Annotated in this window: 13 protein-coding genes and 1 other RNA gene; 3 read left to right on the top strand and 11 right to left on the bottom strand. The window is 72.4% G+C overall.

All coding sequences use genetic code 11. The annotated features are described in order from the left end of the window. Positions 1 to 13 precede the first annotated feature (13 nt). From AC2RP6_RS24620 to AC2RP6_RS24600, 5 genes are all read right to left on the bottom strand, one after another. Positions 14 to 574 carry a CGNR zinc finger domain-containing protein gene (locus AC2RP6_RS24620; protein WP_486448165.1) on the bottom strand — a complete coding sequence of 187 codons (561 nt, stop codon included), beginning with the start codon at positions 572 to 574 and terminating at the stop codon, positions 14 to 16. Positions 575 to 710: 136 nt separating this feature from the next. After that, positions 711 to 1259 carry a GNAT family N-acetyltransferase gene (locus tag AC2RP6_RS24615; RefSeq protein ID WP_486450436.1) on the bottom strand — a complete coding sequence of 183 codons (549 nt, stop codon included), beginning with the start codon at positions 1257 to 1259 and terminating at the stop codon, positions 711 to 713. Positions 1260 to 1271: 12 nt separating this feature from the next. Then, positions 1272 to 2450 (bottom strand): uroporphyrinogen-III synthase, encoded by a 1179-nt coding sequence (locus tag AC2RP6_RS24610; protein WP_486448164.1) that lies wholly within the window; start codon positions 2448 to 2450, stop codon positions 1272 to 1274. Positions 2451 to 2544: 94 nt separating this feature from the next. Beyond that, complete coding sequence (locus tag AC2RP6_RS24605) at positions 2545 to 3915, bottom strand: MFS transporter (RefSeq protein WP_486448163.1); 1371 nt, start codon at positions 3913 to 3915, stop codon at positions 2545 to 2547. A gap of 97 nt (positions 3916 to 4012) precedes the next feature. Then, positions 4013 to 4996: a LysR family transcriptional regulator gene (locus tag AC2RP6_RS24600; RefSeq protein ID WP_486448162.1), complete on the bottom strand. Its 984-nt coding sequence runs from the start codon at positions 4994 to 4996 to the stop codon at positions 4013 to 4015. A 96-nt stretch (positions 4997 to 5092) separates the two neighbouring features. Between AC2RP6_RS24600 and AC2RP6_RS24595 the strand changes: the two genes are divergently transcribed. Next, entirely contained in the window at positions 5093 to 6376 is a 1284-nt protein-coding gene (locus AC2RP6_RS24595; protein WP_486450435.1) for an MFS transporter, read from the top strand. A gap of 134 nt (positions 6377 to 6510) precedes the next feature. On the opposite strand, the gene ssrA is transcribed toward AC2RP6_RS24595, so the two are convergent. The 5 genes from ssrA to ftsE all read right to left on the bottom strand — a co-directional run bounded on the left by ssrA (position 6511) and on the right by ftsE (position 10406). Beyond that, positions 6511 to 6899, bottom strand: a transfer-messenger RNA (tmRNA) gene (gene ssrA, locus AC2RP6_RS24590). 82 nt (positions 6900 to 6981) lie between these two features. Further along, positions 6982 to 7467: an SsrA-binding protein SmpB gene (gene smpB / locus AC2RP6_RS24585; RefSeq protein ID WP_030028291.1), complete on the bottom strand. Its 486-nt coding sequence runs from the start codon at positions 7465 to 7467 to the stop codon at positions 6982 to 6984. Positions 7468 to 7485: 18 nt separating this feature from the next. Continuing rightward, positions 7486 to 8673, bottom strand: a complete 1188-nt coding sequence (locus tag AC2RP6_RS24580) for a S41 family peptidase (protein ID WP_486448161.1) — start codon at positions 8671 to 8673, stop codon at positions 7486 to 7488. A 67-nt stretch (positions 8674 to 8740) separates the two neighbouring features. Continuing rightward, positions 8741 to 9700, bottom strand: coding sequence for a permease-like cell division protein FtsX (gene ftsX / locus AC2RP6_RS24575; protein WP_486448160.1), 960 nt, complete (start codon positions 9698 to 9700; stop codon positions 8741 to 8743). Positions 9701 to 9716: 16 nt separating this feature from the next. Beyond that, positions 9717 to 10406, bottom strand: coding sequence for a cell division ATP-binding protein FtsE (gene ftsE / locus AC2RP6_RS24570; protein ID WP_030011324.1), 690 nt, complete (start codon positions 10404 to 10406; stop codon positions 9717 to 9719). A 234-nt stretch (positions 10407 to 10640) separates the two neighbouring features. On the opposite strand from ftsE, the gene AC2RP6_RS24565 reads away from it, so the two are divergent. Next, positions 10641 to 10832, top strand: coding sequence for a hypothetical protein (locus tag AC2RP6_RS24565; protein ID WP_030662818.1), 192 nt, complete (start codon positions 10641 to 10643; stop codon positions 10830 to 10832). A 130-nt stretch (positions 10833 to 10962) separates the two neighbouring features. Here AC2RP6_RS24565 and prfB read toward each other — a convergent pair whose 3' ends face one another. Next, a complete protein-coding gene (prfB, locus tag AC2RP6_RS24560) occupies positions 10963 to 12072 on the bottom strand; it encodes a peptide chain release factor 2 (RefSeq protein WP_486448159.1) in 1110 nt (369 codons plus the stop codon). Positions 12073 to 12387: 315 nt separating this feature from the next. On the opposite strand from prfB, the gene AC2RP6_RS24555 reads away from it, so the two are divergent. Next, the gene (locus tag AC2RP6_RS24555; protein WP_486448158.1) at positions 12388 to 13386 is read left to right on the top strand and encodes an isopenicillin N synthase family dioxygenase; all 999 of its coding nucleotides are present in this window, start codon (positions 12388 to 12390) and stop codon (positions 13384 to 13386) included. Positions 13387 to 13464: the final 78 nt, after the last annotated feature.

Below are 13464 nucleotides of genomic sequence, written 5' to 3'. Positions count from 1 at the left end.
AGTGATACGCCGACTACCGGGATCCGGACGCCGTGAGCCGCCGGCGGTGCCGGGCGACGCGCTCGCGGTTGCCGCACAGCTCGCTGGAGCACCACCGGCGCCGGTGGCCGCGGGAGGTGTCCAGGTAGACGCGGGTGCAGCCGTCCCCCGCGCAGGCCCGCAGGAGGGCGCGGTCGCCCGGGTCGGTCAGCAGCTCGACGGCGTCGCGGGCGACGGCGGCGAGCAGCGCGCCGCATTCGACGCCGCCGCACAACTCCCGCACGAGGTGACCTTCTTGGTCCCGTACGGCGCACAGACCCGGGGGTGGTCCGGCGGCCAGCGCGTTGACCCGGGCCAGGGCGCTCTCGTCCGGCTCGGTCCCGGACAGCTCCGCCCGTACGAGGGCCTCGACGTCGGCGCGCAGGGCGCGGAAGGCCTCGGCCCAGTCGGCGCCGACCCGGGCCAGCGGCGTCCGGTCGGGCACGAGCCCCGCCCCGGCGAGCCACAGCCTCAGCTCGTCGCCGTCCGGGATGCCCTCGCGCGGGGCGAAGGTGGCCACCAGGTCCAGGCAGACCCGCCCGGAGTCGAACCGCATGTCCGTCACCGCCTCGCGTCGTGGGGCGCCTCCCCAGAGTGCCGGTCCGCCGCCCGCGGGGGAAGCCCCCGAACCGGTACCTCCGGTGGCGGGTGCCGCCCGTTCCGGGCCCGGCCGCGATCCGCCGGACAGCCCTTCAGGCGGCGGGCGGGTCGTCGTGCAGGATGCGCTGGAAGAGGCGGTGGTCGCGCCAGGCGCCGTCGATGTGCAGGTAGCGCGGCGCGAGTCCGTACTGCTCGAAGCCCGCCTTCGCCAGCACCCGCTGCGAGGCCAGGTTGTCGACCAGGGTGCCCGCCTCCACCCGGTGCAGCCGCAGCTCGTCGCGGGCGATCCGGCAGACCTCCTGGGCGCCGGCCGTGGCCAGCCCCCTGCCCCGGCACGTCTCGTCGACCCAGTAGCCGAGCCCGCCGCTGCTCAGCGGCCCGTGCTGGATGTTGCCGAGGTTGATGGTGCCCAGCGGCGTACCACTGGCGGCGTCGACGAACACGTACGGCAGCAGCCGCCCGGCCTCCCGGGACTCCAGCTGCTGCGCGATCCGCTCCCGTTGCCCCCGCTCGGTGTAGAAGGCGTCCGGCCGGACCGGCTCGTACGGCGCCATGTACGCCCGGTTCCGCGCGAACGCCTCGGCCAGCGCGGCGGCGTCGTCCGGCGTGACGCCCCTCATCTCCACCCCGTCAATGATCATCATTCCGGCACGCTAGCCCAGGCCTCCCCCGGCCGTCACCGCCGCGTCGCGCGGGAGCCCGCCGTACTTGTCCTCGCCGCCCGCGTCCAGCGACAGCCGGTAGCCCCGCTTGACCACCGTCTGGATGAGGTTCGGCGCCCCCAGCGCCGCCCGCAGCCGGGCCATCGCCGTCTCCACGGCGTGCTCGTCGCGCCCCGCGCCCGGCAGTGCCCGCAGCAGGTCCGCGCGGGCCACCACCCAGCCGGGCCGCCGGGCGAGGGCCCGCAGCAGGGCCATGCCGGCGGGCGGCACCGCCCGCAGGGCGTCGTCGACGAGCACCGCGTGCCCGCGGATCTCCAGCCGGTGCCCGGCCACCGGCAGCACCCGGGCCCGGCCGGGCAGCTCCCGGCACAGCAGCTGCACCAGCGGGCCCAGCCGGAACCGCTCGGGCTGCACGGTGTCCACGCCGAGCGCCTGGAGCGGCACCGCGGTCACCGGCCCCACGCACGCGGACAGCAGGCCGCCGCGCAGCGCGTCCAGTACGGCCTCCCGCATCCCGCGCTCCTCGGCGCGGGACAGCAGCGAGGCCGCCGCCGGGGCGGAGGTGAAGCTGACGGCGTCGACCCCGCCGACGGCGATCGCGTCCAGCAGCCGGTCCAGCGGCGCGAGGTCCTCCGGGGCCATCCACCGGTACACCGGGACGCCCACCACCTCGGCCCCGCCGGCCCGGAGCGCCTCGACGAAGCCGGGGAGCGGCTCCCCGTGCAGCTGGAGCGCGATCCGCCGGCCGGCGACCCCCGCCGACAGCAGCCGCTCCAGCACCTCGGCGAGCGACTCCGACTGCGGGGACCACTCCTCCACGAGCCCGGCGGCCCGGACGGCACCCTTCACCTTCGGTCCGCGGGCGAGGAGTTCGGTGGAGCGCAGTGTCGCCAGGAGTTCCTCGCCGACCCCCCACCCGTCGGCGGCCTCGATCCATCCGCGGAAGCCGATGGCGGTGGTGGCGACGACCACGTCCGGCGGGCGGGCGACGAGCTCCTTGGTGGCGGCGAGCAGTTCGGTGTCGTCGGCGAGCGGCACGATCCGCAGTGCCGGCGCGTGCAGCACCGCCGCCCCGCGCCGCCGCAGCAGCGCGATCAGCTCGTCCGCCCGCCGGGCGGCGGTGACCCCGACGGTGAAGCCCGCGAGCGGGCCGGTGTTCGTGTCGTCCATCGTGACCTGCCTACTGACGCATGGGGGGCGGTACGGGTGGACCGAGCCTGCCAACTCGGCGTGTCGGACTCGGTTCACCCGTATTTCGCCCCGGTTACACCGACGTGAGCTGCGGTTTCGCGGGGGCCCCGGCGGCCTCTGCGGTGACCGCCGCCGGGCGGCGAAGGTATACCGACCACGTGACCGCGCAGCACAGCGCGTAGAAGCCCAGGAAGGTGACGAAGGCCGCCGTGCCGGATCCGGAGGTGCGGAACGCCTCCCGGAAGGCCAGGTTGATGCCCAGTCCGCCGAGCGCGCCGACCGCGCCGATGAGGCCCATGGAGGCCCCGGAGAGCCGCCGCCCGTACGCCGCGGCGCCCTCGCCGCTCATCCCGCGGGCCAGTGCCTTCGCCTGGAAGATGCCGGGGATCATCTTGTAGGTCGAGCCGTTGCCGAGTCCGCTGAGCACGAACAGGGCCACGAACCCGACGAGGAAGACCGGCAGCGAGGCGCCCTGCGAGGCGAGGACGACCACCCCGGTCGCGGCGGCCATCGCGACGAACGTGCCGAGGGTGATCCGCGCCCCGCCGTAGCGGTCCGCCAGTGCCCCGCCCACCGGCCGGATCAGCGAGCCGAGCAGCGGGCCGACGAAGGTCAGCGAGGCGGCCTGCAGCGGGGTGCGCCCGAACTGGGTCTGCAGGACCAGTCCGAAGGCGAAGCTGTAGCCGATGAAGGAGCCGAACGTCCCGACGTACAGGAACGCCATGATCCAGGTGTGCGCGTCCTTCAGGGCCTCGCGGACCGCGCCGGTGTCGTTGCGCACGGGCGCCAGGTTGTCCATGCGTACGGCCGCCAGTGCGGCGGCGAGCACGACCAGCGGGATGTAGGCGCCGAGCAGCAGCCGCGGGTGGCCGGCTCCGGCGGTGGCGATGACCAGCAGGCCGGCCAGCTGGACGACGGGTACGCCGATGTTGCCGCCGCCGGCGTTCAGGCCGAGCGCCCAGCCCTTCTTCCGCAGCGGGAAGAAGGCGTTGATGTTGGTCATGGAGGACGCGAAGTTGCCGCCGCCCACCCCCGTGAGGGCGGCGACGAGCAGGAAGGTCCCGTACGAGGTCCCCGGTTCCATGACGACGATCGCGGCGACCGTCGGCGCGAGCAGCAGCAGGGCGCTGAAGACGGTCCAGTTCCGGCCGCCGAAGCGGGCGACGGCGAAGGTGTACGGCACGCGGACGAAGGCGCCCACGCACGTCGCGGTCGCGATCAGGAAGAACTTCCCGGCCGGGTCGATGCCGTACTCGGGTCCCATGAAGAGGACCATCACCGACCACAGGGACCAGACGGAGAAGCCGATGTGCTCGGAGAGCACGGAGTACAACAGGTTGCGGCGGGCGATGCGCTCGCCGGTCTCCTTCCAGAAGGTCTCGTCCTCGGGATCCCACCGCTCGATCCACCGGCCCCGCCTGCGCGGTGCGGTCGTACCGGTCATCACACGCCTCCACAGCTGTCGCGTCCGTGGTGACGACCGTAGGAAGGGCGCGTTTCGGCCCCGGTCCCCGCCGGATGACCGCCGGGAAACCTTGCTCTCACCCGCCGCCCGGGCCGTGTGTGAGCGGGGCGGGCAGCCAGCTGTCGGCCGGTGGCGCGAGCCAGCCCCGTTCGGCCGCCAGGGCGGCGGCCGCGGCGTGCAGGGCGTCCAGGCCGGGGTGGGCGAAGCCCTTGCGCCACACCATCGACAGCGGCGACAGCGGGACCGGGTCGGTCAGCGGCAGCTTCACGCAGCCGGGCATGTCCAGGAAGCCGACGGTCGCCAGGACCGGATGGCCGGTCTTGACCATGACCCGGCGGAACTCCTCCTTGCCCATCGCGACCGGCGCGGGCGGGGCCATCAGGATCCCCCGCCCGGCGAACAGTTCCCGTGCGAGCCCGGTCCACTCCAGCGTCCGGGGGTTCCCGGCGCCCGCGTACACGGTCTCCCCGGCCAGCGCGTCCAGCGGTACGGACTCCTGGCCGGCCAGGGCGTGTCCCTCGGGCAGCAGCACGGCGAGGGGCTCGTACCGTACGGGCCGCTGCGCGAGCGGTGCCCGCAGGACGGGGTCGAGGCCGTCGGCGTACCCGAAGGCGACGTCGAGCCGGCCGGCCGCGACCTCGGCGGCGGCGTGGGTGAGGCCGCTCTCGAAGCGGGCCATCAGCTCGCAGTCCGGGGCGAGTTCGCGGGCCCGTTCCAGCACGGTGCGCGCGGTGCCGGGTCCGTCGGTGTTGAGGTCGACGAGGAGCGGCCGGGGCGCGGCGCCGGCCGCCGTACCGGCTCCGAAGGCGCCCGCCAGCTCCGCGTGCGCGGCCAGCACGCGGCGGGCCAGGGGCAGCAGCCGGTGCCCGTCGGCGGTCAGCTCGACGGCGCGGGTGGTACGGACGAACAGGGTGGCCGTCAGGGCCTGTTCGAGCCGCCGTACGTCACGGCTCAGCGCCTGCTGGGCGACGTAGAGGCGGGTGGCGGCACGGGTGAAGTGCAGCTCCTCGGCAACGGCGACGAACCCGCGCAGCAGCCGGGGGTCCACATCACGGGGCATCACCCCCGGAGACTAACAACAGGAACGGGTGAATGGCTCCGGAACAGGTGTTGGACGGCGGCACCCGCCCGCGCCGAGGGTGGTGCCATGCCCCTCATGACCGTCACCGGCAGCACCCTCGTCCTCACCCCCGCGGACACCGGCACCGGCACCGCCTCCGGCACCGGCACCGCCCGGGGCACCGCTCCCGGCACCGCACCCGCCCGCACCCGTGCCGCCGGGCGGGCACCGGGCCCGTACCGCCGGCTGTTCGCGCTGCCCGGCACCCGGGGGTTCACCGCCGGTAACCTCCTCGCCCGCCTGCCGATGGGCATGTTCGGCGTCAGCGCGGTCATGATGATCGCCGGCCAGCGGGGCTCGTACGCCCTGGCCGGCGCGGTCACCGCGACGGGACTGGCGGCCACGGCGGTGGTGGCACCCCTGACGGCCCGCCTGATCGACCGCCACGGCCAGGCCCGGATCGCCGTGCCGGCCACCCTGATCGCGGTCCTGGGCTCCCTGTCCCTGGTCCTGTGCGTCCGCACCGGCGCCCCCGCCTGGACCCTCTTCGCCTCGTACGCCCTGACCGCCACCACTCCCAACATCGGCGGCATGTCCCGCGCGCGCTGGACGCACCTGCTGCGCGGCTCCCCGGCCGCGCACCACACGGCGATGTCCTTCGAACAGGCCGCGGACGAGCTGTGCTTCATGCTCGGCCCGGTCCTGGCGGCCTTCCTGTGCGGGGTGGTCCTCCCGGAGGCGGGCACCCTCGCCGGGGCGGCGCTGCTGCTCACCGGGATGCTCGTCTTCACCTCCTGCCGCGCCACCCAGCCCCCCGTGACGGCGGCGCCGCGACGCGGATCGCCGCTGCGCGCCCTGGGCCCGCTGCTCCCGCTGTTCCTCGTCACGGGCGTGGTCTTCGGCTCGATGGAGGTCGCCTCGATCGCCTACCTCGACCACCAGGGCCTGGGCGCCGCCTCCGGCCTGGTCCTCGCCCTCCAGGCGGCGGGCTCCTGCGCGGCCGGCCTGCTCTACGGCACCGTGCGCGCCCGCTCGCTGAAGGCCTGCGTGTGCACGCTGGCCTTCCTCATGACCCTGCCCTGGGCCGCGGCGGCCACCGGCTCCGTGGCCGCCCTGGCCGGCGCCCTCGTGCTGGCCGGCATGGCCACGGCCCCGACGATGGTCACCGCGATGTCGCAAGTCCACGACCGCACCCCGGAGGGACGCCTCAACGAGGGCATGACCCTGGCGGTGACCGCCATCTTCGCGGGCATCGCGGTCGGCTCGGCGAGCGCGGGCTCGGTCGTGGAGGGCGCGGGCCCGGTCACCGCCTACGCGGTCCCGGCCGCGGCCGCCCTGATCGCCCTGGCGATCGCCCTGACATCCCGACCGACCCGGTGACCGTGGCGGCGCCCCGAGATCCTCAAGGCCCGCCACCCCTCCTCGGACTGACAGCCCGGCCGCACCCCGAGCCGGGACCCGGGCATGACGAAGGCCCCGCAGCCTGGGCTGCGGGGCCTTCGCCCACATGGGATGAGTGGAGATGGCGGGAATCGAACCCGCGTCCAACGGTGCAGAAGCAGGGCTTCTCCGAGCGCAGTCCGCTGCGCTTTTCTCGGCCCCGGAGATCACACGGACAAGTCTCCGACGGGCTCAGTCACTGTTTGGTTTCCCTCCAACCCCCGTGACCGGGGCTAGAGGTTTAGATCCCTAGTTGACGCCAGGATCCGGACCGGGACCACTTCCGGGCTGACGCTCCTCACAGAGGCTTCAGCTCACTGTTATTAGGCAGCGAGGGTGAAGCGGGAGTTATCGCTCTTGGAGTTGGCGATTATTTTTTGCGACATGTGGTTAGCGAGATCATTGCCGCTTCCTCGGCTCGCTTCCCCTGCATCGACATCCGCTGTCGAAACCGATCATCCCCATGTTGTGTTAACAAGCTGCTCCACCCCGGAGGGCGGTGCTGACGCCATGGTACGCGAAGTGGACCACCGCGTGCCAGGAGATTAAACCGTACCGCGCTGCTTGCGGCGGATCGCCGAGATCGCACGGTTCGTCTCGCGGGTGTCCTGCTTCTCCCGCAGCGTCTGCCGCTTGTCGTACTCCTTCTTGCCCTTCGCCAGCGCGATCTCCACCTTCGCCCGGCCGTCCTTGAAGTACAGGGACAGGGGCACGATCGTGTGACCGGACTCGTCGGCCTTGCGCTCCAGCTTGTCGATCTCCTCCCGGTGCATGAGGAGCTTGCGCTTGCGGCGGGCACTGTGGTTGGTCCAGGTGCCCTGGCTGTACTCCGGCACGTGCACGTTGTAGAGCCACGCCTCCCGGCCCTCCACCGACACGAACCCGTCCACCAGCGAGGCCCGGCCCTGGCGCATGGACTTGACCTCGGTACCGGTGAGCACGAGACCGCACTCGTAGGTGTCGAGGATCGCGTAGTCGTGACGCGCCTTCTTGTTCTGGGCGATCAGCTTGCGCCCTTTTTCCTTAGCCATAGTGCGGTCATTTTCGCACTACGGACCCACCCCGAGGCCACCCAATACCGTGACCGCCCGTTCCTCGACCCGGTCGCCCGCCGGTACGTCCGGGGTGATGCCGTCTCCGTCGAGGCTGCGGCCCGCCGGGGTGCGGTACGTGCCCACCGTCAGCTCCGCCACCGACCCGTCCGGGAAGCCGGTCGGCATCTGCACCGAGCCCTTGCCGAAGGTCCTGCTGCCCACCGCCAGCGCCCGGCCCCGGTCCTGGAGCGCGCCCGTCACCAGCTCGGCGGCGCTCATCGTGCCGCCGTCGACGAGGGCCACCAGCGGCCGGGTGGTGTCCCCGCCCGGGGCGGCGTTCAGGACGCGCTGCTCGCCCCGTACGTCGTAGGTCGCCACGAGCCCGCCGTCGAGGAAGGCGGAGGCGGTCGTGACGGCCTCGTCGACCAGCCCGCCCCGGTTGCCGCGCAGGTCGAGCATGACCCCGCCGCCGGGCGGCGCCGCGCGGACGGCCGCCCTGACGCGCTCCCCGGAGCCACGGGTGAAGGAGGTGACCTTGATGACGGTGACGTCGCCGGCGAGCTGCCGCACGGTCACCGGTTCGGTGCGCAGCCGCTGGCGCAGGACCGTCTCGGTGAGGTCGGCGCCGTCCCGGCTGAGGTTCATCACGACGGGGGTACCGGCGGTGCCGCGCAGCAGGGCGACCACGTCGGCGACGGCCAGCCCGGTGACGGGGTGCCCGTCGACGCTCAGCAGCCGGTCCCCGGCGCGCAGGCCCGCCCGGGCGGCGGGGCTGCCGGGCTGGACCTCGTCGAGCGTGATCACTCCGTCGTGGGCGCGCCCGGCCCAGACGCCGACGCCGGTCCAGTGCCCGTCGAGGCCCTCGGCGAAGGCGGCGTACTCGCCCTGGTCGTAGACGGTGCCCCAGCGGTCGCCGCTGCGGCTCACCACTTCCTGCGCCGCCTTCTTGCCGGACTTGCCCTCGGCGACGGCCTCGGCGGCGGCCCGGGCGACCGCCTCGCGGTCGGCGGTGCCCTCCGTACGCGGGGCCCCGGGCGCGGCGGCGTCCGTGCGGGCGGCGGCCGCGGCGCCGTCCTCGGGCACCCAGCAGCCGGTGAACGCGCCGACCGCGACGACGGCGACGAACGTTAACGTCAAAACGGCCCCGCGACGTGGGTCGCGGGGCCGCAGACAGAAGGCGGGAATACTCGGCAAGCCCAGCATGGCGCCGAGTCTAGGACAAGCCCCGCGCCGGTACGGATGGTTGACCGGACCGCTCACGGGGCGCTTGTCACACCTTCAGGTACTTGCGCAGGGCGATGAAGGCCGCCATGGAGGGCATCAGGAGGCCGATGAACAGCACGTACGGGAGCTTGGCCAGCACCGATCCCCAGCCCATGAAGTCGATGAGCTGGATCTTGTCGCGCAGGCCGACGCCGTGGTCGATGACGAAGTACTGGCCGGAGACGAGCATGACGCAGGCGAAGAGCGCGCCGATGAGGCCGGCGACGGCGGCCTCCATGATGAAGGGGACCTGGATGTAAAAGCTGGAGGCACCCACGAGGCGCATGATCCCGGTCTCCCGCCTGCGGCTGAACGCCGAGACGCGCACGGTGTTGACGATCAGCAGCAGCGCCACGATCAGCATGATCGCCATGATGCCCACGGCGGCCATGTTGAGGTAGTTCAGGATCCGGAAGAGGTCGTCGATCGCCTGGCGCTGGTCGTCCACGGTGTGGATGCCGTCCCGCCCCGCGAAGGCCGAGGTGACCACCTTGTACTTCTCCGGGTTCTTCAGCTTGACCCGGAAGGACTCCTGCATCTGGTCGGGGGTGATGGAGGAGGCCAGGGCGGTGTGTCCGTACTGCTCCTGGTAGTGCTTGTACGCCTCGTCCGCCGACTCGTAGGTCACCGACTTGACCAGGGACATCGCCTTGAGTTCGGACTCGATCTGCTTCTTCTGCTCGTCGGTCACGGCGCCCTTGCGGCAGGTGGCGACACCGCCGGCGCCGCCTCCCCCGCTGTTGGCGGCCGCGCCGGCCTCCTGGGCGTCCTGCTTGTTGCAGAGGTAGATCGAGACGTTGGCCTTGTCGTACCAGTAGCCCTTCATCCTGCCCACCTGCTCGCTCATGAGCAGGGAGCCGCCGAACAGGGCCAGGGACAGGGCCACGGAGATGATGACCGCGAAGGTCATGGTGAGATTGCGGCGGAGGCCGACGCCGATCTCGGACATGACGAACTGGGCGCGCATGACTCTCAAGGGCCTTTCAGTGCTGGTAGCCGTAGACGCCGCGCGACTGGTCGCGCACGAGTCGGCCCTGTTCGAGTTCGATGACGCGCTTGCGCATCTGGTCGACGATCTGCTGGTCGTGCGTCGCCATGATCACGGTGGTGCCGGTCCGGTTGATCCGGTCCAGCAGCTTCATGATCCCGACGGAGGTCTGGGGGTCGAGGTTGCCGGTGGGCTCGTCCGCGATGAGCAGGGCCGGGCGGTTGACGAAGGCGCGGGCGATGGCCACGCGCTGCTGCTCACCGCCGGAGAGCTCGCCGGGCATGCGCTCTTCCTTGCCGCCGAGGCCGACCAGCTCCAGGACCTGCGGAACGGCCTTGCGGATCTCGCCCCGGGGCTTGCCGATGACCTCCTGCGCGAAGGCGACGTTCTCGGCCACCGTTTTGTTGGGCAGCAGGCGGAAGTCCTGGAAGACGGTTCCCAACTGGCGCCGCATCTGCGGGACCTTCCAGTTGGAGAGCTTGGCGAGGTCCTTGCCCAGGACGTGCACCTGGCCGTGGCTCGCCCGCTCCTCGCGCAGGATGAGGCGCAGGAACGTGGACTTGCCGGAGCCGGACGAGCCGACCAGGAAGACGAACTCGCCCTTCGCGATGTCGAGGGAGACTTCCCTGAGTGCGGGACGGCTCTGCTTCGGGTAGGACTTGGAGACGCTGTCGAATCGGATCACGGGTGCACCACGGTCGCCGGGAGTAGGTGTGCGTGACCATACGCGAACGGGCGCGAGGTGGGGACCCGGCATCCGGACTTGTCCGCTTTATCCCGTGGTCAGGGGGGTACCGACCGCGATTGCCCGGAGGGGCCGCGCCGAATGTCGGCGAAGCTGGCACAGTGGTAGGGGGAACGGTCCGGTTCCCCACGCCGTTATAGGCAGTGGAAGACGAGGGGACGAGAGGAGGAGCGCATGACATATGACCGGCTCGTGTGCGCGAACTGCGCCGCTCCCGTCAGCCAGGGCCGCTGCCCGGTGTGCCGGGCGAACCGGGAGCGCCTCCAGCAGGAGGGCCCCTTCTCCGGCCTGAACCCCGTGGCGCTCATCGTGCTCATGGTGGTCCTCGTGGCAGCTCTGGTCCTGGTCGCCCAGCAGACCGCCTAGCGGGCGCTCTGCGGGCGGGCGGTGGTCGACGCCGGTGCTCGTCGGTGCCCGCGCCGCGTACCGATCACATGCAGCGGAAGGGCCCGGACACCTCGTGGTGTCCGGGCCCTTCCCGCGTGCCGGGGTGATCCTAGGCGGTCTGCTCCTGCTGCTTGCGCCAGCGGATACCGGCCTCCAGGAAGCCGTCGATCTCACCGTCGAGGACGGCCTGCGGGTTGCCGACCTCGAACTCCGTGCGCAGGTCCTTGACCATCTGGTACGGGTGCAGGACGTAGGAGCGCATCTGGTTGCCCCAGGAGCTGCCGCCGTCCTTGAGGGCGTCCATCTTCGCCTGCTCCTCCTGGCGGCGCCGCTCCAGCAGCTTGGCCTGGAGGACGTTCATGGCGCTGGCCTTGTTCTGGATCTGCGAGCGCTCGTTCTGGCAGGAGACGACGATGCCGGTCGGGATGTGCGTGATGCGCACGGCCGAGTCGGTGGTGTTGACGCCCTGGCCGCCGGGGCCGGAGGCACGGTAGACGTCGACGCGCAGCTCGGACTCGTCGATCTCGACGTGGTCGCTGGTCTCGACGACCGGGAGCACCTCGACGCCCGCGAAGGAGGTCTGGCGGCGGCCCTGGTTGTCGAAGGGCGAGATGCGCACGAGGCGGTGGGTGCCCTGCTCGACGGAGAGGGTGCCGTAGGCGTAGGGGGCCTTGACGACGAAGGTGGTCGACTTGATGCCGGCCTCTTCCGCGTACGAGGTCTCGTAGATCTCCGTGGAGTAGCCGTGCCGCTCGGCCCAGCGCAGGTACATGCGCTGGAGACGCTCGGCGAAGTCGGAGGCGTCGACGCCGCCGGCCTCGGCACGGATGTTGACCAGGGCCTCGCGCTCGGCGTACTCGCCGGAGAGCAGGGTCCGGACCTCCATCTCGTCCAGCGCCTTGCGGACGGACGCCAGCTCGGTCTCGGCCTCGGCCAGGGTGTCCGCGTCGTCCATCTCCTGGGCGAGCTCGAAGAGCACCCCGAGGTCGTCGATGCGGCCGCGCAGGGTCTCGGCCTTGCGGACCTCGGCCTGGAGGTGCGAAAGCTTGCTCGTGATCTTCTGGGCGGCGTCCGGGTCGTCCCACAGGGACGGCGCGGCGGCCTGCTCCTCGAGCACGGCGATATCTGCCCTCAGCTTGTCGAGGTCCAGGACGGCCTCGATCGACCCCATGGTCGAGGAGAGGGACTTCAGCTCTTCGGAAACATCGACGACTGCCACGGGTCCAGCGTAGCCGGTCCCCGGGCAAGCCCGTCCGGGCAGGCCGGATCACCCGTTCTGATGAAGGCTCGTACGGGCGTACGCTCACCGTATGACCGTTCTCCTCGTCAAGCGCCGCCATGTGGACTACATGCGCGTCACGACGACGAGCTGTCAGCCGCCGGACCTCACCCAAGCCTGATCCACCCCGATCCGACTTGGTCCTGTAACGCGGCCCCAGCGGTCCCGGCGCCAACCCTGCCGGCGACCCCGCCCCACCCGCGGCCCCGCCACCTCTGGGGAACAGGACCCCGTGACATCCGAAACGGAGCCGTCATGCCGTCCGCGCACTCCCTCCCCGTCCTGGACCTCTCCCAGGCCGACGACCCGGCCCAGCGGGCCGACTTCCTGAAGCAGCTGCACGCGGCCGCCCGGGACACCGGCTTCCTGCACCTGACCGGGCACGGCGTCACCGCCGCCGAGAGCGCCCGCATCCTGGAGCTGACCCGGGCCTTCTTCGCCCTGCCGGAGGCCGACCGGCTCGCGGTGAGCAATCTGAACTCCCCGCACTTCCGCGGGTACACCCGGATCGGGCACGAGCTGACCGGCGGCGCCTCGGACTGGCGCGACCAGCTGGACGTGGGCGCGGAGCGGCCGGCACCGGTGGTGGGCCCGGACGACCCGGCGTACCTGTGGCTGGAGGGCCCGAACCAGTGGCCCGCGGCCCTCCCCGAGCTCCGTACCGTGGTCCTCGACTGGCAGTCCCGCCTGGCGGCGGTGGCGCACCGGCTGCTCCAGGAGCTGCTCGTCTCGATCGGCGCCCCGGCGGACTTCTTCGACGCGGCCTTCGACCGCCCCCACCTGCACACCAAGCTGATCCGCTACCCCGGATCCGCCCCGTCGGGTGCCGACCAGGGCGTGGGCGCGCACAAGGACTACGGCTTCCTCACCCTCCTGCTCCAGGACTCGGTGGGCGGCCTCCAGGTGGTCCGGGACGGCGCGTACGTGGACGTGCCGCCGATGCCCGGGGCCTTCGTCGTGAACCTGGGCGAGCTGCTGGAGATCGCGACCGAGGGCTACCTGACGGCGACCGACCACCGGGTGGTCAGCCCGCCGGGGGCGGTGGAGCGGTTCTCGGTGCCGTTCTTCTACAACCCGCGGCTGGACGCGGTGGTGGAGACGGTGCCGGGCGAGTACCTGCGTTCGGCGCCGGGCGTCGCCCACGACGCGTCGAACCCGCTGCACGCCGAGTACGGCCGCAACGAGCTGAAGGGCTGGGTCCGCGCCCACCCCGCCGTGGCACGTCGCTGGCACCCGGAACTGGCCGCGGCGTAGGCCCTCCCGGGCGGGGCGGCAGGGTCGGGGCGGTCTCCCCGGGCTCCGCCCGGACCCGCGGCCCCACACGCCGGAGGG

Source organism: Streptomyces sp. WAC03905, from assembly GCF_057371075.1.
This window is presented reverse-complemented; position numbering and strand designations above follow the sequence as displayed.

What these genes read in the sequence shown, in the direction of transcription:
- AC2RP6_RS24620 (WP_486448165.1), bottom strand. Translation starts at nt 574, where the DNA reads ATGCGGTTCGACTCCGGGCGGGTCTGCCTGGACCTGGTGGCCACCTTC.
- AC2RP6_RS24615 (WP_486450436.1), bottom strand. Translation starts at nt 1,259, where the DNA reads ATGATCATTGACGGGGTGGAGATGAGGGGCGTCACGCCGGACGACGCC.
- AC2RP6_RS24610 (WP_486448164.1), bottom strand. Translation starts at nt 2,450, where the DNA reads ATGGACGACACGAACACCGGCCCGCTCGCGGGCTTCACCGTCGGGGTC.
- AC2RP6_RS24605 (WP_486448163.1), bottom strand. Translation starts at nt 3,915, where the DNA reads ATGACCGGTACGACCGCACCGCGCAGGCGGGGCCGGTGGATCGAGCGG.
- AC2RP6_RS24600 (WP_486448162.1), bottom strand. Translation starts at nt 4,996, where the DNA reads ATGCCCCGTGATGTGGACCCCCGGCTGCTGCGCGGGTTCGTCGCCGTT.
- AC2RP6_RS24595 (WP_486450435.1), top strand. Translation starts at nt 5,093, where the DNA reads ATGACCGTCACCGGCAGCACCCTCGTCCTCACCCCCGCGGACACCGGC.
- smpB (WP_030028291.1), bottom strand. Translation starts at nt 7,467, where the DNA reads ATGGCTAAGGAAAAAGGGCGCAAGCTGATCGCCCAGAACAAGAAGGCG.
- AC2RP6_RS24580 (WP_486448161.1), bottom strand. Translation starts at nt 8,673, where the DNA reads ATGCTGGGCTTGCCGAGTATTCCCGCCTTCTGTCTGCGGCCCCGCGAC.
- ftsX (WP_486448160.1), bottom strand. Translation starts at nt 9,700, where the DNA reads ATGCGCGCCCAGTTCGTCATGTCCGAGATCGGCGTCGGCCTCCGCCGC.
- AC2RP6_RS24565 (WP_030662818.1), top strand. Translation starts at nt 10,641, where the DNA reads ATGACATATGACCGGCTCGTGTGCGCGAACTGCGCCGCTCCCGTCAGC.
- AC2RP6_RS24555 (WP_486448158.1), top strand. Translation starts at nt 12,388, where the DNA reads ATGCCGTCCGCGCACTCCCTCCCCGTCCTGGACCTCTCCCAGGCCGAC.